At 61.4% G+C, this 19,760-nt stretch carries 16 protein-coding genes and 1 pseudogene; 8 read left to right on the top strand and 9 right to left on the bottom strand.

The features are described 5' to 3' along the window. The first annotated feature begins 61 nt into the window (after positions 1 to 61). Entirely contained in the window at positions 62 to 1,582 is a 1,521-nt protein-coding gene (gene lnt, locus DBR00_RS06290) for an apolipoprotein N-acyltransferase (protein ID WP_108486958.1), read from the top strand. 195 nt (positions 1,583 to 1,777) lie between these two features. On the opposite strand, the gene DBR00_RS06285 is transcribed toward lnt, so the two are convergent. From DBR00_RS06285 to DBR00_RS06275, 3 genes are read right to left on the bottom strand one after another with little or no spacing between them, the layout of a single operon-like run. Beyond that, positions 1,778 to 2,683, bottom strand: coding sequence for a biotin-dependent carboxyltransferase family protein (locus DBR00_RS06285; RefSeq protein ID WP_108486957.1), 906 nt, complete (start codon positions 2,681 to 2,683; stop codon positions 1,778 to 1,780). After that, entirely contained in the window at positions 2,680 to 3,357 is a 678-nt protein-coding gene (gene pxpB / locus DBR00_RS06280; protein ID WP_108486956.1) for a 5-oxoprolinase subunit PxpB, read from the bottom strand. The genes DBR00_RS06285 and pxpB overlap by 4 nt, the downstream gene beginning before the upstream one ends. Next, positions 3,354 to 4,097, bottom strand: coding sequence for a 5-oxoprolinase subunit PxpA (locus DBR00_RS06275; RefSeq protein ID WP_108486955.1), 744 nt, complete (start codon positions 4,095 to 4,097; stop codon positions 3,354 to 3,356). Before DBR00_RS06275 ends, pxpB begins: the two co-directional genes overlap by 4 nt. Before the next feature lie 196 nt (positions 4,098 to 4,293). Between DBR00_RS06275 and DBR00_RS06270 the strand changes: the two genes are divergently transcribed. The 4 genes from DBR00_RS06270 to DBR00_RS06255 all read left to right on the top strand — a co-directional run bounded on the left by DBR00_RS06270 (position 4,294) and on the right by DBR00_RS06255 (position 7,947). Beyond that, entirely contained in the window at positions 4,294 to 4,893 is a 600-nt protein-coding gene (locus DBR00_RS06270; protein ID WP_108486954.1) for a PepSY-associated TM helix domain-containing protein, read from the top strand. 10 nt (positions 4,894 to 4,903) lie between these two features. Beyond that, positions 4,904 to 5,416 (top strand): DUF2271 domain-containing protein, encoded by a 513-nt coding sequence (locus tag DBR00_RS06265; protein ID WP_108486953.1) that lies wholly within the window; start codon positions 4,904 to 4,906, stop codon positions 5,414 to 5,416. Between the two features lie 40 nt (positions 5,417 to 5,456). Continuing rightward, the gene (locus DBR00_RS06260; protein WP_108486952.1) at positions 5,457 to 6,332 is read left to right on the top strand and encodes a DUF4198 domain-containing protein; all 876 of its coding nucleotides are present in this window, start codon (positions 5,457 to 5,459) and stop codon (positions 6,330 to 6,332) included. 64 nt (positions 6,333 to 6,396) lie between these two features. Further along, positions 6,397 to 7,947, top strand: coding sequence for a sulfite reductase subunit alpha (locus DBR00_RS06255; protein ID WP_256582940.1), 1,551 nt, complete (start codon positions 6,397 to 6,399; stop codon positions 7,945 to 7,947). A gap of 333 nt (positions 7,948 to 8,280) precedes the next feature. On the opposite strand, the gene DBR00_RS06250 is transcribed toward DBR00_RS06255, so the two are convergent. The 4 genes from DBR00_RS06250 to DBR00_RS06235 all read right to left on the bottom strand — a co-directional run bounded on the left by DBR00_RS06250 (position 8,281) and on the right by DBR00_RS06235 (position 13,802). Continuing rightward, positions 8,281 to 10,551: a TonB-dependent siderophore receptor gene (locus DBR00_RS06250; protein WP_108486982.1), complete on the bottom strand. Its 2,271-nt coding sequence runs from the start codon at positions 10,549 to 10,551 to the stop codon at positions 8,281 to 8,283. Between the two features lie 113 nt (positions 10,552 to 10,664). After that, the gene (locus tag DBR00_RS06245; protein WP_108486951.1) at positions 10,665 to 11,759 is read right to left on the bottom strand and encodes an alpha-hydroxy acid oxidase; all 1,095 of its coding nucleotides are present in this window, start codon (positions 11,757 to 11,759) and stop codon (positions 10,665 to 10,667) included. Between the two features lie 5 nt (positions 11,760 to 11,764). After that, positions 11,765 to 12,445, bottom strand: coding sequence for a Fe2+-dependent dioxygenase (locus tag DBR00_RS06240; protein ID WP_108486950.1), 681 nt, complete (start codon positions 12,443 to 12,445; stop codon positions 11,765 to 11,767). Positions 12,446 to 12,638: 193 nt separating this feature from the next. Beyond that, complete coding sequence (locus tag DBR00_RS06235) at positions 12,639 to 13,802, bottom strand: type III PLP-dependent enzyme (protein ID WP_108486949.1); 1,164 nt, start codon at positions 13,800 to 13,802, stop codon at positions 12,639 to 12,641. Positions 13,803 to 14,286: 484 nt separating this feature from the next. On the opposite strand from DBR00_RS06235, the gene DBR00_RS06230 reads away from it, so the two are divergent. Both DBR00_RS06230 and DBR00_RS06225 read left to right on the top strand, forming a co-directional pair. Continuing rightward, positions 14,287 to 15,870, top strand: coding sequence for a peptide chain release factor 3 (locus tag DBR00_RS06230; protein WP_108486948.1), 1,584 nt, complete (start codon positions 14,287 to 14,289; stop codon positions 15,868 to 15,870). Positions 15,871 to 15,953: 83 nt separating this feature from the next. Next, positions 15,954 to 16,754: a TatD family hydrolase gene (locus DBR00_RS06225; protein WP_108486981.1), complete on the top strand. Its 801-nt coding sequence runs from the start codon at positions 15,954 to 15,956 to the stop codon at positions 16,752 to 16,754. Positions 16,755 to 16,865: 111 nt separating this feature from the next. Here the strand turns inward: DBR00_RS06225 and DBR00_RS21405 are convergent, their stop codons facing one another. Further along, positions 16,866 to 17,570, bottom strand: coding sequence for a methyl-accepting chemotaxis protein (locus DBR00_RS21405; protein ID WP_371920634.1), 705 nt, complete (start codon positions 17,568 to 17,570; stop codon positions 16,866 to 16,868). Between the two features lie 153 nt (positions 17,571 to 17,723). After that, positions 17,724 to 17,927 (bottom strand): annotated as a pseudogene (locus DBR00_RS21400) (HAMP domain-containing protein); the annotation flags it as partial. Between the two features lie 1,189 nt (positions 17,928 to 19,116). Here DBR00_RS21400 and DBR00_RS20775 point away from each other — a divergent pair. Then, on the top strand, positions 19,117 to 19,760 hold a 644-nt coding region (locus DBR00_RS20775), incomplete at its 3' end, for an ROK family protein (RefSeq protein WP_108538048.1).

The following is a 19,760-nucleotide window of genomic DNA, read 5'->3' as shown; positions in this document are numbered from 1 at the left end:
ACTTCCCCCGCCTGCGCCTGCGCTTTACCCTTGCGCCACCGCAATCCAAGGATCTGCACCCATGCATTGGATAACTCGACCTGGCTGGCCCGGCACCCTGCTCGCACTTGTAGCAGGGGCGATCACACCACTGGCGCTGGCGCCCTATGACCTGTGGCCGCTGGCGCTATTGTCCATTGCCCTGTTCTACCTCGGCCTGCGTGACCTCACGCCGCGCCAGGCAGCTCTGCGCGGCTGGAGTTATGGCTTTGGCCTGTTCGCCGCAGGCACCAGCTGGGTGTATGTGAGCATTCACGATTACGGCGCCGCCTCGCCCGCACTGGCGCTGCTGCTAACCCTGCTGTTCGTGGCCGGGCTGGGATTGTTTTTTGCGCTCGGCGCATGGGTATGGGCACGCTGGCTGCGTCGAGTAGAAGCCCCGCTGGCCGACGCCCTGGCGTTTGCCGCGCTATGGCTGGCACAAGAGGCTTTTCGCGGCTGGTTTCTCACCGGTTTCCCCTGGCTTTATGCCGGTTACAGCCAACTCGACGGCCCGCTGTCCGGATTAGCGCCAGTGGGCGGTGTCTGGCTGCTGTCATTCAGCCTGGCCCTGAGCGCCGCCCTGCTGGTCAACCTGGCGCAGCTGCGGGCGCGCAAGGCGTTTCTCGCCATCGGTGTTGTGCTGTTAGTCGCGCCATGGATTGCCGGCCTGACGCTCAAGGGCCACGCCTGGACCCAGCCGCTGAGCGAGCCGCTGAACGTTGCCGCCATGCAAGGCAATATCGAACAGAACCTGAAGTGGGACCCCGAGCAGCTCAACGCCCAGCTCGCGCTATACCGCGACATGACCTTCAGTGCCAAGCCAACCGACCTGATCATCTGGCCGGAAACCGCCATCCCGGTGCTCAAGGACCGCGCTCAGGGTTACCTGGGCGTGATCAATCGCTTCGCCAACGAGCGCAATGCCGCGCTGATCACCGGCGTGCCGATTCGCCAGAGCAACGAGCGTGGCGAGCAGCGCTACTACAACGGCATCAGCGTGGTCGGCCAGGGCAGCGGCGATTACCTCAAGCAGAAGCTGGTGCCCTTCGGTGAGTACGTGCCACTGCAAGACCTGCTGCGCGGACTGATTGCGTTCTTTGACCTGCCCATGTCCGACTTCGCCCGCGGCTCCGCCGAGCAGGGCTTGTTGCAAGCCAAAGGTCACGCCTTGGCTTCGCTGATCTGCTACGAAGTGGTCTACCCCGAGTTCGCCGCCAGCCTGGCAGCGCAGAGTGACCTGCTGCTGACCATCAGCAACGACACCTGGTTCGGCCGCTCCATCGGCCCGCTGCAGCACCTGCAGATGGCGCAGATGCGCGCCCTGGAAGCCGGCCGCTGGATGATCCGCGCAACCAACAATGGCGTCACCGCACTGATCGACCCGCAAGGCCAGATCACCACGCAACTGCCGCAGTTCGAGCAGGCGGTGCTCTACGGCCAGGTGCAACCGATGCAGGGCCTCACGCCTTACCTCTACTGGCGCGGCTGGCCGATGCTGATCATCTGCCTGGGGCTATTTGCCTGGGCGCTGCTGGCCAGCCGTATGGCCAAAACCCTGTAGAGACACGCGCAACACACCCACTCGTAGGGTGGGTTAGGCGCATAACCGCAGACTACAAGCTGCCGCTAGCCCGTTGCGCCGCAACCCACCAGGCGGTTGAAAGATCGACTAGCGCTTGGTGGGTTACGCAGCGCTCAAGTCCGCATAGGCCTGCACATCGTGGCCATGCGCGACTAACCCACGCTACAAAAGCGCCTATAAGCGACGAAAAAATCGGTAAAACTCACGCAATTCAGCCTGGGCGTCGCCGATGCTGACCGGGGTGAACCGCAGTGGATGGTGCGCCGGGCATTGCGCCAGACGACCTTGATCGAGCGGATGCAGCCAACCGAGCAACGGGTAACCGCCCATGCTCTGGTGATCGGCCTGCAGGATGATTGGCTGCCCATCCGGCGGCACCTGAATCGCCCCACGACCAACCCCCAATGACCACTGCCGCACGGGCGGCTGCACAGCCTCGCCAAGCAGCCGCGCGCCCATGCGATCGGAGTGCGGGCTGAGCTGCCAGGTCTGGGCGAAAAAGCCCTGTAACTGGTCTTCCTCGAAACTCGCCGCATCGCCGCCGGTAATCACCCGCAGCAAGGGTTTGCAGTGGTAATTCGGCAGATAGGGCCAGGGCACGCTGGCCGCGTGAGTAAAATGCGCGGGGCGACAAGCCAGCAGATCCCCCGCCTGCAAGGCCCGGCCCAGCCCCTCGCGCAGCTGCACGCTGACGCTACCCAGCAGCGCCGCCGCAATAAAGCCGCCAGCCACCGCCAGATAGGCACGCTGGCCGCTGCGGGCAAAGCCCAGACGCAGCCGTTGCCCTTTGCGCAGCGGCAAACGCGTCCACAGCGGCTGCGGCTGATCATCCAGACTTAGCGGCACCTGCGCGCCGCACACCGCCACCCAGGTGTCGACCTCAGCCTGCAACTCGACGCCGCCCAGGGCGATCTCCAGCAGCGGCGTGCCCCAGGGGTTGTTCAGCAGATGATTGGCCCAGGCCGCACCATGCCAATCCAGCGGTCCGGCGGGCGATACGCCCACGTGTTGCCAGCCGCGCCGCCCGGCATCCTGCAGCAGGCTCTGCGGCCCAGGTTTGAGCACCCGCAGGCCGCTCATAACTGACCACCTTCGCCAATAAAGTCACGCTCATCAATGCTGCGAAAGCGCACCTGATCACCCAGCGCCAGCGGGCATGGCGGCGTTCGCCCAGCATCGAACAGCGCCCAGGGGCAGCGACCGATCAGGTGCCAGCCGCCGGGCGAATTGTGTGGGTAGATCGCCGTCTGCCGCTCGGCAATTGCCAGGCTACCGGCCGGCACAGCGATGCGCGGGGTGGCGCGGCGCGGCAATGCAAGGCGCGCATCCAGCTTACCGAGGTAGGCAAAGCCTGGGGCAAAACCAATCGCGCCAACGCGGTACTCGGTCGCCGCATGCAACTCGATCACCTGAGAGACAGTGAGCTGACATAGGCGCGCGACCTCGACGAGGTCTTCACCGTTATACAAGATAGGGACTTGATGCAGCCGCCCGGCCTGCGCGACAAAAGGCTCGGCCAACCAGCGCTCCAGCAGCGGCTTGAGCCGCTCGGCCAGTTGCAGGTGATCGGTACGCAGCAGGTCATAGTGCAACAGCAGGCTGGTCCAGCCCGGCACCAGGTCGGTGAGGTCCTCGTCCAGCTCGCTACGGATGCGCTCGGCCAGCAGGGCGATACGCTGCGGCAGCCGCGCATCCGGCTGTTCGGCCAACACCAGCAGCAGCGCTTCGGCACCGGCCGGTTCGAGGCGGATCATAGAGCGTCCAGGCTGGCCCGCAAGCGCCGCAGCACAGCCAGGGAGTCGGCGTTATCGCCATGTACACAGAGGCTGTCGGCGCGCAGCTGCAGCGGCTTGCCATCGATATCGGCAAACGGCTCGCCTTGGGCAATCGCCAGGGCCTGCTGAAAAATCCGTTGAGGATCATGGTGCACCGCGCCGCTCAAGCGCCGTGGCGCCAACTGCCCGTCGGCCAGGTAGGCGCGGTCGGCAAAGGCCTCGAACATCAACGGCACCTCCGCAGCATCGGCCAGGCGCAGTTCGCGGCTGTTGTCGGCCAGCGCCAGCACCATCAGCGGCAAGCCTTTGCGGTAACTGGCGCAAGCCTCAAGCACCGCATTGAACAGCGCATCATCGCGCACCAGATCGTTGTACAGCGCACCATGCGGTTTGACGTAGGCCAGCTGAGTGCCGGCTGCGCGACAGAAGGCATCCAGTGCGCCGAGCTGATACAGCACCAGCGCAGTGACCTCCTCGGGCGAGCAGGCGATATGCCGCCGGCCAAACCCGAGCAGATCCGGATAGGCCGGGTGCGCGCCAATGCTCACCCCATGCTCTACCGCCAGGGCGACGGTGCGTTGCATGGTCAGCGGGTCGGACGCATGAAAGCCGCAGGCCAGGTTGGCCTGATCAATCAGCGGCATGGCATGCACGTCATCGCCCATACGCCACACGCCGAAGCTTTCACCCATGTCGCAGTTCAGCAGGATTGTTTTCATGCCATCAGCTTAGTGGCGCATTGCCGTGACGGGAAGCCCGCAACGCAGTTCGCGCCGTCATAGGGCAGACCTGATGCCAGGCCGATACGCAACGCCCCAATAGGAATGTATATTGTTTGTAAATAATCCTACTTAGCATTAAAAATTCACTACAATCGCCCTCCCACACACCCACACCTACTGACACGTCGCGTCTATGCCTCATTCCTTCTGGCTCGGCACCCTGCGCCAATGGCACTGGATCAGCTCCGCCTTGTGCCTGGCCGGCATGCTGCTGTTTGCCGTCACGGGCATCACCCTCAACCATGCCACGCAGATCGAAGCAAAACCCCAGGTGATCAGCCATCAGGCGCAATTGCCCGAGGCGCTGCAGGCCGCGCTACAAGACAAACAGCCAAGCCAGGGCCTGCCGCTGAATCTGCGCCAGTGGCTGGAAGCCGAACTGGCAATTCGTCTGGATGGCCGTGACGCCGAATGGTCGGATGGTGAGCTGTATATCGGTTTACCGCGCCCCGGTGGCGATGCCTGGCTGAGCCTGGATATCGAATCCGGCGCACTGGAGTTCGAGTCCACCGACCGTGGCTGGATCGCCTACCTGAATGACCTGCACAAGGGCCGCAACACTGGCACCGCGTGGGCCTGGTTTATCGACGTATTTGCCGTGCTCTGTGTGGTGTTCAGCCTCAGCGGCCTGCTGTTGCTGCAACGCTACGCCGGTAACCGCCCCAGCACCTGGCCGATGCTCGGCCTGGGCCTGGTGCTCCCCGTTCTGCTGGCGCTGTTGTTTATTCACTAAGGACATTGTTATGCCAAAACGCTTGCTATTGCCCCTGTGCGCCCTGTTAAGCGCGCCCGTTCTGGCTGCCGAGTTGCAGCTTGACGTGGAAATCCCACGCCTGCAGGTGGCCGAGTACCACCGCCCCTATGTGGCCATCTGGCTGGAGCAACCGGACCAGACGCATGTCGCCAACCTGGCGGTGTGGTACGACCAGAAGCTCAAGGACAAGGAAGGCGAAAAGTGGCTCAAGGACCTGCGCCAGTGGTGGCGCCGCAGCGGCCGCAGCCTGGAGATGCCCGTTGATGGCGTCAGCGGCGCAACCCGTGCGGTGGGCAAACAGAGCCTGAGTTTCAGCAGCGCCGCGGCCCCCTTCAAGCAGTTACCCGCGGGTGAATACCGCGTGGTGGTGGAAGCCGCCCGTGAAGTGGGCGGCCGCGAACTGCTGCGCCTGCCGTTCACCTGGCCACCCAAGCAAGCCGCCAACCACAGCGCCCAGGGCAGCAGCGAGCTGGGTCAGATCACCCTGCAACTGACGCCTTGAACCTCAGCCCCTTGAATCACTGCCCTTAAGGAAGACCGCCATGCACCCACTCGTAAAATGGACCGCCCTGACCCTGGCCATCTGCCTGCCGCTGTCCGCCCAGGCCCACCGCGCCTGGATGCTGCCGTCGGCCACCGTACTGTCCGGTGAAGACCCGTGGGTCACCGTCGATGCCGCCGTGTCCAATGACCTGTTCTATTTCGAACACTTCCCGCTGCGCATTCAGGGCATCGGCAACCTCGACAGCGCCCCCGCTGGCGGCCCACCCGGGATGCGTCCGCGTCCGGCCGCCGTGCTGCAACTGTTCGCCCCGGATGGCAGCGCCGCCAAAGCCGAGAACGGCAACATTGGCCGTTACCGCAGCACCTTCGACCTGCACCTGACTCAGAAAGGCACCTACAAACTGGCCATCGCCAACAGCGGCCTGTTCGCCAGCTGGAAAGAAGGCCAGGAAAACAAACGTTGGATGGGCAAGGCCGAGGACTTCGCCAAGCAGGTACCGGCCAATGCCGCCGAGCTGAAAGTGGCACAGAACAACAGCCGCATGGAAGTCTTCGTCACCTCCGGCAACCCGACCACTACGGTTCTGAAAACTACCGGCGTGGGCCTTGAGCTGGCACCGATTACCCACCCCAACGACCTGTTCGCCGGTGAAGCCGCCGAATTCACTCTGCTGCTCGATGGCAAGCCGGCCGCTGGTGTTGAAGTCAGCGTGATCCCCGGCGGTAACCGTTACCGCGACGAGTTGGGTGAAATCAAAACCACCAGCGACGCCAACGGCAAGATCAGCATCACCTGGCCGAACGCCGGCATGTACTGGCTGGAAGCCGAGCTGAGCAGCAAGGAAGGCGTCATTGCCCCCGCCACCGAGCGCCGCGCCGCCTACAGCGCAACTCTGGAAGTGCTGGCGCCCTAATGCCCGCCCGAACGCTGTCGCCACCCGGCGGCAGCGCTTTCCAACTCTTGGCTGACGACTCGACTTGATCACCGCCCCGCGACTTCACGCCCTGTGCCACTGGCCCCTGCCAACCTGCCTGCTCCTGGCCGGCCTGTTGTTCTGGCTGCAACCGGCGCGCGAACTCAGCGCGGGACTGATCAGCGCCACCTATCTCGCCCTGTGCCTGCACTATTGCTGGCCACAGCGGCGCATTCCATCCGGCCAAACCGGCGAACTGCTGATTGCCTACGCCAGCCAAGGCGGCCAGGCACTGGCACTGGCCGAACGCAGCTGCGCGCAATTGCGCGATAGCGGCATGCCAGCGCGCTGCATCGCCCTTAACCAACTCGGTGACGCTCAACTGGCGTCCCTCGAGCGCCTGCTATTGGTGGTCAGCACCTACGGCGACGGTGAAGCACCGGATAACGCCGCACGTTTTGAGTGCAGCCTGCTTGAGCAGGCTTCACTGCCACAATTGCACTTCGCCATCCTGGCCCTGGGCGACAGCAGCTACCCGCAGTTCTGCGCCTTCGGCCAACGCCTGCAGCTGCGCCTGCAAGCGCTCAAGGCGCAACCGCTGTTCGACCTGTTGTGTGTCGACAACCTTGATGCCGGCACCCTGCGCCACTGGCAGCAACAACTTGGTCACCTCAGCGGCAACAGCGATTTTGTCGACTGGCAGCCCGCACACTACCGCCCTTGGCAACTGGAGCAACGCCTCTGCCTCAACCCCGGCAGCATCGGCGCACCAATCTTCCAACTGCGCCTGAGCAGCCAAGAGGACGTCACTTGGCGGGCCGGCGATATTGTCGAAGTCGGCCCTCGGCATGCACCGCAGCGCATCAATGCGTGCCTGCAGCAACTCGGCCTTGATCCACAACAGCACTTACCTGATGGCCAGTTGCTGCGCGATGCCCTGAGCCAACGCCACCTGCCCACAACCCGGCCGGATCAACAGAGCATGGCGCAGTGGCTTGCCGAACTGACACCCCTTCCACACCGTGAATACTCGATTGCCTCGTGCCGCAGCAGCGGCAACCTTGACCTGCTGGTACGCCTGCAGCACCAGGCTGACGGCAGCCCCGGACTCGGCTCCGGCTGGCTGTGTCAGCATGCCGAAATTGGCCGCCAGATCGACCTGCGCATCCGCCGCAACCCCGGCTTCCAGGGCCCTGACGCCACGACGCCGCTGATTCTGATTGGCAGCGGCAGCGGCCTTGCCGGCCTGCGCGCGCACCTGCAGGAACGCGCAGCCAATCCACACTCACGCAACTGGCTGCTGTTTGGCGAGCGCCAGGCCGCCCACGACGCCCTGCTGATCGACGAGCTACGCGCCTGGCAGCACAGCGGCCACCTCGAACGCCTCGACCTCACCTATTCGCGCGACGGCCATCCGCAGCGCTATGTACAGGACGCCCTGTGCGATGCCGCCAGCACCTTGCACGCCTGGCTGGCCGACGGTGCCGCCCTCTACCTCTGTGGCAGCCTCGACGGCATGGGCCGCGATGTCGACACCTGCCTGCGTCAACTGCTGGGGGATGAACAGGTGGACCAGCTAAGCCAGAGCGGTCGTTATCGGCGTGATCTGTACTGAAGACAATTGATCGTCCCTCAGTTACCACACACCTCTACAGGCGAAACAGACCGACCTGAACGCTATTGATCAAGCCGCGACGCCAGGGCTTAGCTGCCCCCATCGCTGCACACCGCTGACAAACGGCCACGAACCCTTCGCTCATGCCCAGTGCTGGCAGACTGCAGATCACAGGCCAAACAAACCAGGCAGCACAAGCAATCGGGCAACGTCCGGATGCGCCGCACACCCGCCAGACAAAACAAAACCCCGGTCACTGCTGGCAGTGACCGGGGTCTGCTTTAACTCATTACCACCGTCGCATCGCGTGCGGCGGTGGGTTAGCGTCGCCACTCAGAAGGAGTAGGTCGCCGACAGCACTGCAGAACGTGCAGCACCGTACTCAATGGCCGAAGAACGCGCCGTGGTGGTGCCAGCACCCGCCGTAGTGCCCACTTGCGTTCTCACGCTCTCAACATATTCCTTATCAAACAGGTTGTTGAGGTTGAGTTGCAGATCAAGCTCTTTGTTGACCTTGTAGCCAACCATGGCGTTATGCAGCCAATAGGCATCCAGTTTCACACCGTCATTGGAGGCAGTGAGGTTGCGCTCACTGACATAACGCGCGCCGTAACCCACACGCCAGCCGGCCGGCAGGTCATAGGTAGTCCACAGATTGAGCGAGCGAGGCGGGGTGTTGGCCAACGCCTGACCTTCACGGGCGATACCTGCAGCCGTGTCAGCCGCCTCCAGGGTCTCGCTGTCCAGGAAGGTGTAGTTGGCGTAGACATTCCACTGATCAGTGACACGTCCGGTTGCGCCCAGCTCAAAGCCCTGAACGCGCTGCTTGCCTGCCAGCTGGGTACTGCCATCAACCATGGTTTCGCGGGCATTGCTCTTTTCCACACGGAACAGCGCTGCATCCAGGCCCAGACGGCTATCGAGGAACTCCCACTTGGTGCCCAACTCCCAGGTTTTGTTCTTCTCAGGCTCAAGATCCTGAGTCGCTGCAGACAGGCCGGCACCGCTGGTCGCCAGGTTCTCGGCGGATGGGTTGAAGGAGTCGCCATAGGCCACGTAGATACGCCCATTCTCTGCCGGCTTATAGGTCAGCCCCGCACGCTTGCTCAGATGCTCATCGCTTGAGTTGAAGGACGTCCGGGCATTGGTCGCCAGGGTGTGATCATCGGCATCGCCATCCACCCAGTCGTAACGCAGGCCGAGACTCAGGTCCCAGTAGTCGTTCAGTGCGATGGTGTCGAACGCGTACAGCGCGCGGTCGAGCAGGCGCGTCTCGGTCTTCGCGCTATCAGCCTTATTGGTCGGACCATTCCAACGACCGGGTGGGTTACTCAGGTCATAACCGCTGTCCGGAAACACCAAGTTATAGGCGTAGGTAGTACGGTCATAGGTCTCACGCGACAATTCCACACCGCTGACCAGCGTGTGGGCCAGGCCAAGGGTCTCGAAGTTGGCGGTCAGGTTGGTCTGATTGATCAGCATTTTGCTGGTGACATCACGACCATAGGCCTGTGGACCTGCGGGCAGGTATTTGCCGGCCGCCAGCACTGGACCAACACCCGTTGTCGTTGAACGCCGACGCTCAAGGTTGACATGAGCCGCCGAGACGACCGTGTCACGGTGGATTTCCGAATAGCGGGTCAGATTCTGCAAGCGCAGACTGTCGTTAATGTCATGCTCAAGTTTGACCGTGAAGGCATCGCTCTCGATTTCTTCCTTGTCCAGATTGCGCCAGCCAAAGAAGCTTTCACGGTCCACACCCGCCAGGCGCTTGCCATTGATTGCCGGCACGCCGTAATCAGGCAGGTTGTCGTCCGTTTGGTGGAAGTAACTCAGGGTCAGACGTGTCGATTCGCTCAGCCCCAAGAGCAGCGACGGTGCAATACCCCAGCGCTGGCGATCCACATCATCACGGCCAGGCACATCATTCTCATGGGCCATCAGATTGAGGCGCACGGCGCTGCCGGTGCCCACGCCATCCAGGGTCTGGTTGGTATCCAGAGTCAGGCGGTGATAGTTGTCAGTACCCAGGCTGGCACCGATCTCGGTGAAGTCACGCTGAAGCGGCTGCTTGCTGGCCTGGTTGATGCTGCCGCCCGTTGTGCCGGAACCACCGAATACCGAGTTAGGACCTTTGATGACTTCAACAGCTTCGATATTGAAGGTGTCGGTGCGGTTGTTCTGCGAGCTGTCGCGCAGGCCGTCGATCTGCATGTTGGCGTTGGCGCTGAAGCCACGGATGTTGATGCTGTCGCCCGAGCCACCACCGCCCTCACCGGCGTTGAAGGTGATGCCAGAAACGTTGGCCAGCACTTCTTTCATGCTCAGGGCTTTCTGCTCTTTAAGCAGAGCCTGAGGCACCACGGTGATGGTCTGCGGGGTGTCGAGCAAGGGCACGGCGTACTTGGCCGAGGCTGAACTTTCGGTTTTGTAATCGTCGGCCTGCTGGCCCTTGACCGTTACGCTGCCCAGCTCGACTGGTGTTTTGGCCTTTTGCGGAGCCTGCTCAGCCGCCATGCCAGCCCCTGCCCACGAAGCCACGGCCAGGCCGATGGCTGTAGCCAGAAGACGACGCTGTGGCAGGCTGCCCGCTTTTGTACCCATACCCATGAGAACCATCCCCAAAATTGAACGAGGCGTGATTCTATTTGATAATTATTATCAGGCAACAGGTATTTACACTTTTATTCGTGTTTAGTTCCCGGGCCTGCAATGCTTTACCGGATGCATGCGCCTGTGATGCTGGCCAAATCAGGACAGCCCGTCAGCGCCATGGCCACCTCCAACTCGGCCCGCAGCAGTTGCACCACATGCGCCACCCCGCTGGCCCCAGCAGTAGCCAACCCGTAGACATAAGGCCGCCCGACCAGTACCGCATCAGCCCCCAGGGCTAGGGCCTTGAACACATCCGTTCCACGACGGATACCACCATCTAACAGCAGTGGCACCCGCCCTTGCACTGCGGCGGCAACTTCCGCCAGCACCTCGATGCTCGCCGGTTGGCCGTCGAGCGTACGCCCGCCATGGTTAGAGACAATTAGACCGTCGATACCCTCAGCCACCGCGCGTTGCGCATCCTCGGCAGTCATCACGCCTTTGAGCAGAATTGGCAAGCGCGTCAATGAGCGCAGCCATTGCACATCCGCCCAGCCAGGTGCAGCCGCAAGCAATGCACCACCGAGCAGAAGACCACCACTGGGCGGCGCTCCCTCATGCAACGGCTGCATGCCGCGCAGATTGACGGCTTCAATCCCCCCCGGCAAAGAAAAGCCCGCGCGCTGTTCACGGTTGCGCATGCCATTCACCGGCGCATCCACCGTCAGCACCAGCGCTTGATAACTCGCGGCTTCGGCGCGCCTGACCAACGCCTCGGTAAACGCTCGATCAGGCTGGATATACAGCTGAAACCACAGTGGGCTATGCGCTTGCTCGGCCACCGCCTCAAGGGCCACGCTGGCCTGGGTGCTCAGCACCATGCCCGCCTGCACGGCCGACGCGGCCAACACCGTCGCCAGCTCACCGTCAGCATGCGCCAACTGCTGATACGCCACCGGGGCGAGGAAAATCGGGTGAGCAAAGGCCTGGCCGAACAACTGCAGATGGGTGTTACCACCACTGAGGTCGGCCAGCACCCGCGTGCGCAGACGAATACGCTGAAACGCGGCCTGATTCTCCGCCAGGGTCAGTTCATCAGCCGCCCCGCCCGCGATGTAGGCCCAGGCTTGCGTGCTCATGCGCTCACGGGCCAGGGGTTCGTAGTCCGCCACAGCCGCGAGACTCGGCGGGATCTGCGTCAGTTTTGGCAACGGCATGCCGGTCATGTGTTGGCCCACTGGCGCAGCAGGTTGTGATAAACCCCAGTCAAACGCGCCAGCTCGGCCGATTCGGGCACGTCAAGGGTGAGCGCCTGTATCGCACGATCCAGCTCCAGCAACAGACCGCGCTGAGTGTCATCACGAACCAGGCTCTGAATCCAGAAGAACGCCGCATAGCGCATGCCACGGGTTACCGGGTTGACGCGGTGCAGGCTGCTGCCGGGATACAGCACCAGATGTCCGGCTGGCAACTTGACGCTGTGGCTGCCGTAACTGTCCTCGACCACCAGCTCACCGCCCTCGTACTCATCCGGATCACTGAAAAACAGCGTGGCCGACAGGTCGCTGCGCACCCGATGCAGCGTACCCGGCACACTGAAAATCGCATTATCGATATGGTTGCCGTACGTACCGCCGTCGGTGTACCGATTGAAGCGCGGCGGCAACACCTTCAGCGGCAAGGCGGCCGAGACAAACTGCGGATGGTTGCCCAGACGCTGCACAATAAAGTCGCCAATCTGCACCGCTAAAGGATCATCCTGGGCCAGTTGCTGATTGGCCTTGGCCTTCACGGCCTGATGACCGGCGGTCAAGCGACCGTCCTGCCAACTGGCAAGCTCAAAGGCCTGACGGCACTCACGCACCTGCTCGGGCGTCAGCACATCGGCAATGCTCAACATCATGACTGGGTTCCCCTGAAACCTGACCGCACACTTAATTGCAAATGATTCTAAATAGCCAGACGCGACTATGACAGCGCCATTTAGTCGCTTCATTGACCCAGGCCAATGGTTGCAAAACAAATATCCACGCCAGAAACGAGCAAGGCGCTCATAAACATGAGCGCCTTGCTGGACAGCCGAACCGCTGCAGAGCTTACAGGTAGAACGACTTCAAGGGTGGGAAGCCATTGAACTCCACGGCGCTGTAGCTGGTGGTGTAGGCACCGGTGGACAGCCAGTACAGGCGGTCACCAATCGACAGGTTGAGCGGCAGGCCGTACTTGTAGTTCTCGTACATGATATCGGCGCTGTCGCAGGTCGGTCCGGCGATCACCACCTCCTCCACCTCCCCCTTCTTCTCGGTCCAGATCGGGAACTTGATCGACTCGTCCATGGTTTCGATCAGGCCGCTGAACTTGCCCACATCCACGTAAACCCAGCGCTCCACAGCCGTGCGCGACTTGCGCGCCACCAGCACCACCTCGCTGACCAGAATGCCGGCGTTGGCGATCAGCGAACGGCCCGGCTCGAGGATGATTTCCGGCAGGTCATCACCGAAGTCTTCCTTGAGGAAACGAATGATCTCTTCCGCGTAGGTTTCCAGGCTGTTGGTGCGGGTGATGTAGTTGGCCGGGAAGCCGCCGCCCATGTTGATCAGCTTGAGTTCGATGCCGTCTTCTTCTTTCAGGCGCTCGAAGATCACCTTGACCTTGGCAATCGCGGCGTCCCACACCGAGATATCGCGCTGCTGCGAACCGACGTGGAAAGAGATGCCGTAGGGCACCAGGCCCAGATCACGGGCGAGGATCAGCAGGTCCATGGCCATGTCGGTCTGGCAACCGAATTTGCGCGACAGCGGCCAATCGGCGGTGGTCGAGCCTTCGGTGAGGATGCGCACATAGACTTTCGCGCCCGGCGCGGCCTTGGCGATGTTGCGCAGGTCGGCTTCCGAATCGGTGGCATACAGACGCACGCCCTTCTCGAAGAAGTAGCGGATGTCCTTGGATTTCTTGATGGTGTTGCCGTAACTGATGCGATCAGGCGTTACGCCTCGGCTCAGCACTTTATCCAGCTCATAGATCGAGGCGATGTCGAAGCTGGAGCCTTTGTCCTTGAGCAGGTCGATGATCTCGACCGCCGGGTTGGCCTTGACCGCGTAGTACACCTTGGCGAACTCAAACCCGGCGCGCAGGTCGTCGTAGGCCCGGCTGATGATCGACGTGTCGATCAGCACGAACGGGGTTTCCTGGGTATCAGCGAAGGCTTTCATGCGCTGAAAAGTGGCGGGTGCGTAATAGTCTTCGACCTTGATCGACATGCGGGGACTCCAGTGGGCAGAACCAGTTAAAACACATTCAGCGGGCGAGCACTGCAACACAGTCGCTCACCCACCATCAGGGAGACCTGGCGGCCAGTCCGCACAGGCAGAACGTCTGATCAGTTTCCCCACTTTGGTTCGCCTACTTCCCAAGGCATGTCGCCGAGGATTGTCTGTATAGAGGACAACCTCTCGTCGTCAGTACTTGAGCCGGATGGATCGTTGCCAGCATGGACGTTCGGGCGCGAACTTTAGGGCCACAGGAAGCCGAGATCAATCAAAAAATGCCGTAGTTTTGACCCCCTTTGTCGCCTTATTGATTGAACGTTTTATATTCAAAACAAACCGTTATGGAATGCTGCACAAACCACGCAAAAACTCCGCTTTGCACCCCTGACTACAGGTCGCCGCGCGGGCCGACGTTTACCGTTATAATCGCCGCCTTTTTTGACAGACCGACTCTTCAGTCGACGGATTCCGCACAATGACCCTCCAGGCCACCGAAGTCGGCAAACGCCGCACATTCGCGATCATCTCCCACCCCGACGCCGGTAAAACCACCATTACCGAAAAGCTCTTGTTGATGGGCAAGGCGATTGCCGTGGCCGGCACGGTGAAGTCGCGTAAATCCGACCGCCATGCCACGTCCGACTGGATGGAAATGGAGAAACAGCGCGGGATCTCGATCACCACCTCGGTGATGCAGTTCCCGTATCGCGAGCACATGATCAACCTGCTCGACACCCCCGGCCACGAAGACTTCTCGGAAGACACCTACCGCACCCTGACCGCAGTGGACAGCGCCCTGATGGTGCTCGACGGCGGTAAAGGCGTTGAGCCACGCACCATCGCCCTGATGGACGTGTGCCGGCTGCGCGACACGCCGATTGTCAGCTTCGTCAACAAACTCGACCGTGATATCCGCGACCCGATTGAGCTGCTCGACGAGATCGAAGCGGTCCTCAAGATCAAAGCCGCGCCGATCACCTGGCCGATTGGCTGCTACAAGGATTTCAAAGGCGTCTACCACCTGGCCGGCGACTACATCATCGTCTACACCCCCGGCCACGGCCACGAGCGCACCGAAACCAAGATCATCGAAAAACTCGACTCGGATGAAGCCCGCGCTCACTTGGGTGATGAATACGATCGGTTCCTTGAGCAGTTGGAACTGGTTCAGGGTGCCTGCCATGAGTTCGACCAAGACGAATTCATGAACGGCCAACTGACCCCGGTGTTCTTCGGCACCGCGCTGGGCAATTTCGGCGTCGACCATGTGCTCGACGCAGTGGTCGACTGGGCACCCAAGCCGTTGCCACGGGCGGCTCATGAGCGCACGGTGGAGCCGGTGGAAGAGAAGTTCTCCGGCTTCGTGTTCAAGATCCAGGCGAACATGGACCCCAAGCACCGCGACCGTATCGCCTTTATGCGCATCTGCTCGGGCAAGTACAGCCAGGGCATGAAAATGCGCCATGTGCGCACCGGCAAAGATGTGCGCATCGGTGACGCCCTGACTTTCTTCTCCAGCGAGCGGGAAATGCTGGTGGAGGCCTTTGCCGGCGACATCATCGGCCTGCACAACCACGGCACCATCCAGATCGGCGACACCTTCACAGAGGGTGAAGCGCTGGGCTTCACCGGTATTCCGCACTTCGCCCCGGAACTGTTCCGCCGCGTGCGCCTGAAAGACCCGCTGAAATCCAAGCAACTGCGCCAGGGTCTGCAACAGCTGGCGGAGGAAGGCGCAACTCAGGTGTTCTTCCCCGAGCGCAGCAACGACATCATCCTTGGTGCGGTCGGTGTACTGCAGTTCGACGTGGTCGCCAGCCGCCTGAAAGAAGAATACAAGGTCGAATGCGCCTACGAGCCCATCACCGTATGGTCAGCGCGCTGGATCGACTGCAGCGACAAGAAAAAACTTGAGGAATTTTCCAACAAGGCCGTGGAAAACCTCGCCCTGGATGGCGGCGGCCACCTCACCTACCTGGCCCCGACACGGGTCAACCTGAGCCTGATGGAAGAGCGCTGGCCGGACATCAAATTCCGCGCCACCCGCGAGCATCACTAAGATATCGCCGCCTCTGTAGAAGCTTGCTTGCTGGCGCCAGCAAGCTGGCCCACACACGCAACCCGGCGGCGTATGATGTGACCATGCGCCTGATCGACACCCACACCCACCTGGACTTCCCCGACTTCGATGCTGATCGCGGTGAGCTGCTGGCCCGTTGCCGCCAGCTTGGCGTCGAGCGACTGGTGGTGCTGGGTGTGCATCAGGCCAACTGGCAGCGGGTGTGGGATCTGGTGCACGCCGAAGACAGCCTCTACGCGGCGTTTGGCCTGCACCCGGCTTACCTGGATGAACACCGCACCGCACACCTGAATGAGCTGAGTGAGTGGCTGACCCGCTGCGCCGATCAGCCCAAGTTCTGTGCAGTGGGCGAGATCGGCCTGGACTACTTTCTCGAACAGCTTGATCGCGAGCGGCAGCAACAGCTGTTCGAGGCGCAGCTCAAACTCGCCATCGAATTCGAGCGGCCCGCACTGCTGCATGTGCGCCGCGCTCATGCGGCAACCATCGCCACACTCAAACGCTTAAAGCCCGCCCGTGGCGGCATCATTCATGCCTTTGCCGGCAGCACTGAAGAAGCCCGCGAATACCTCAAGCTCGGTTTCAGACTCGGCCTGGGCGGCGCACCCACCTGGTCACAGGCACTGCGGCTGCGCAAGGTGGTGGCGCAACTGCCACTGGAGGCCATCGTGCTGGAAACCGACTCGCCCGACATGGCCCCCGCCATGTACCCCAACCAGCGCAATAGTCCGGAATATCTGCCGGACATTTGCACGGCCCTGGCCGAACTACGCGGCATTAGCGCGGATGAACTGGCCAGCGCCAGCAGCCGCAACGCAGCCGAGTTATTTGGTTGGAACATTGATGCTCCACGCATGGAATGATGCAATTCGGTCACAACACGCAACCGCCCCAACATCACCAAGACGCAGCAAAAGGCGATTGCAAGCCCAAAAAAAGCCCGCCAATGGCGGGCTTTGCCGGACAGCCGCTGATCAGACGCGGAACGCACCAATCAGCTGCTTCAGGCGCGCCACCAGCACGGAAAGCTCACGACTGGCCTGCTCAGTCTGGCTGGCACCTTCGGCGGTACGCTCACCGGCCTGGCTGATCTCGACGATGTTCTGGTCGATATCCTGCGCGACGGCTGTCTGCTCTTCGGCGGCGGTAGCGATCTGCTGGTTCTGATCGACGATCATGCCCACCGCACCGAGGATATTCTCCAGCGCCTGCTGCACCTTGCCTGATTCATTGACGGTGTTGTCCGCCATCTGATGACTGGTGCTCATCGCCTTGACAGCCGCGCCGACACCACTTTGCAGCTTGGCGATCATCGATTCGATTTCTTCAGTGGACTGCTGCGTACGCTTGGCCAGGTTACGCACTTCGTCGGCCACCACGGCAAAACCGCGCCCCTGTTCGCCGGCACGCGCGGCCTCAATGGCGGCGTTGAGCGCGAGCAGGTTGGTCTGTTCGGCGATGCCCTTGATCACGTCCAGCACCTGGCTGATCGACGCACTATCACTGGCCAGCTTGTTGATCACCACCACCGACTGATCGATCTCCCCTGCCAGACGCTGGATACTGCCCACCTGGGACTCAACCAGCGCACGACCGCTGACCGTTTCATCATTCACACTCTGCGCGCTACCCACTGCGGCCGCGGCACTGCTGGCAACTTCCTGGGCGGTAGCTGACATTTGATTCATCGCCGTGGCGATGAGGTCGATCTGCCCGCGCTGACCAGCCACTGCCTGGTTACTTTCACCAGAGACCTGCTGCACGCGCTCTGCCTGACGCTCAACCTCGGCCACAGTCAGCCCCACGCGCTCAATCAGCTGATGGATCTTACCCACCGTTTCATTGAACACCTGGCCAAGCTCACCCAGTTCGTCCTGACTCTGCGCCTTGAAGCTGACAGTCATATCGCCCGCAGCCACCTGAGTCATCACCTGGCCAAGCGCTTTCAGCGTGGTGCGAATCGACACATAGAAGCCGCTATAGAGATAAACGATCAGCAGGAATACCACCACGAGCGCCGACACCAGCAACACCATCTGCGCTCGGTTATCGATCAGTCGTACTTCCAGTTGTTTATCGAGGAACTGCAGCACCGCGGTGTTGAGCTGATAGGTATGCTCCATGGCCGCGCTGACATCGCTGTAATACTGTGCCCAAGGCGTATCCAGCGAGTCAGCCACCACGACCTTGTCTTCGAAGAACACTGCACTGGTTTTCAGGCTCTCCAGGCTGCTGGCGGCCTGATCAGCCAGCACAGCGCGCGCCTGAGCACTGCTGTTAAGCGAAGACTGCAGCGTCAGAGCGTATTCGCCGTGCAACTTTTCCAGTTCCAGCAGCAACTCATCAAAGGCAGTGCTGGCAGATGAGTTAAGGAACCCCTGAGCCAGCGAGTAAGCACCAATTGCCCGCCCCTCGCTCAGGGACGCCGTGACTTTCGGGGTTTCAACTGTAACCAGTTCGACCATCTGCCTTACGTCGCCATCGCGGTCCTGACTGAGGCCCGCCTGGCTGGCGACAAGCTTGATAAACACCTGGGAAGATCCCAGCAGTTTTTCCGCCAGAACAATCTTGCCGCTCAAGGACGTCTCATCCTGAACCGCGGCCAGTTCAGCAATCAGCGCATCACGCTTGCTATTGAACTCTTCGATCTGCTCTGCCTCGTGCACCACTGCAGCCAGGCCTTGCAATTCATCACCAATTTCAGCCTGCAGCTTGCTTAGGCGCACTTCTAGGTCGCCCGCCTGGCCGGATTGACCGATCATGGCGTTGATTTCAACAAGGTCCACAAAATCTTCAAGGTTACGCCGCAGCGCCAAGCTCTCACCGAGCAAATCAATGCTCTCGATGGCCGCTTGAGTACTGATGAACTGCCGGTAGGAGTCTCGTACCAGATAGAAGTTGGTGACCAGCATGGGCAGAAAGAACAGAACACTGATCAGACTGAACTTAGTGCCGAAGCTGAGGCGATTCATTAGCGCGATGGCCGGATACAACACGGTCTTCACAGGACGTCTCCAGTTCTAATTATTGTCGTGTCAGGCTACATAGTGGCCGCGCAGAATGGCAAATGGCGGCTTGCATGTCCCTGGCTGCTCGACCTACGGCACATGGATCAACACGCTTAATACAGGCAGATTAGCGTGATCAATGTCACAAATTTATGGCCGAACAGGGGCTCCATGTATACCTCTTATCGACCTCAACCTGTGTAACTTAAGGTTAATGATGCGCACATCAATGAAGCTGGGTATTGATCTGGGTGGCAGCAAAATCGAGATCATTGCCCTTCAAAAGGGTCAGCAAGTACTGCGACGCCGAGCACCGACCCCACAGGGGGACTATCTAAAAACGCTCAGTCTGATTGTCAGCCTAGTTGAAGATTGCGAGCGCGACCTGGGCCAGCAGGGCAGCCTGGGGGTCGGTATCCCCGGCACTCGATCGCCCGATCATGGACGCATCAAGAATGCCAATTCACAGTGCCTGATTGGCGAGGATCTGCAGGCCGACCTTGAGCAGCGCTTACAGCGCCCGGTCCGGCTGGCCAATGACGCCGACTGCTTTACCCTTTCCGAAGCCTGCGACGGCGCAGGCGAGGCTGCTGCAAGCGTTTTCGGGGTTATTCTGGGAACAGGCGTCGGGGGTGGATTAGCCCTGAACAAGCAACTGTTAGGCGGCCCGAATGCGATTACCGGTGAGTGGGGCCACAACCCTCTGCCCTGGCGCCGCGCCGAGGACGGCCCGGTACGGCGCTGCTATTGCGGCCAGGATGACTGCATCGAAACCTTTCTCAGCGGCCCAGGCTGGGCCACACGCAGCGACCTGGGCCTTGAAGCCAGCGCGATTGTGCTTGCCGCACGAAGTGGCAATGC

Origin of the sequence: Pseudomonas sp. HMWF032, from assembly GCF_003060885.1 — a bacterium.
In the GTDB taxonomy this organism is placed as follows: domain Bacteria; phylum Pseudomonadota; class Gammaproteobacteria; order Pseudomonadales; family Pseudomonadaceae; genus Aquipseudomonas.
This window is presented reverse-complemented; position numbering and strand designations above follow the sequence as displayed.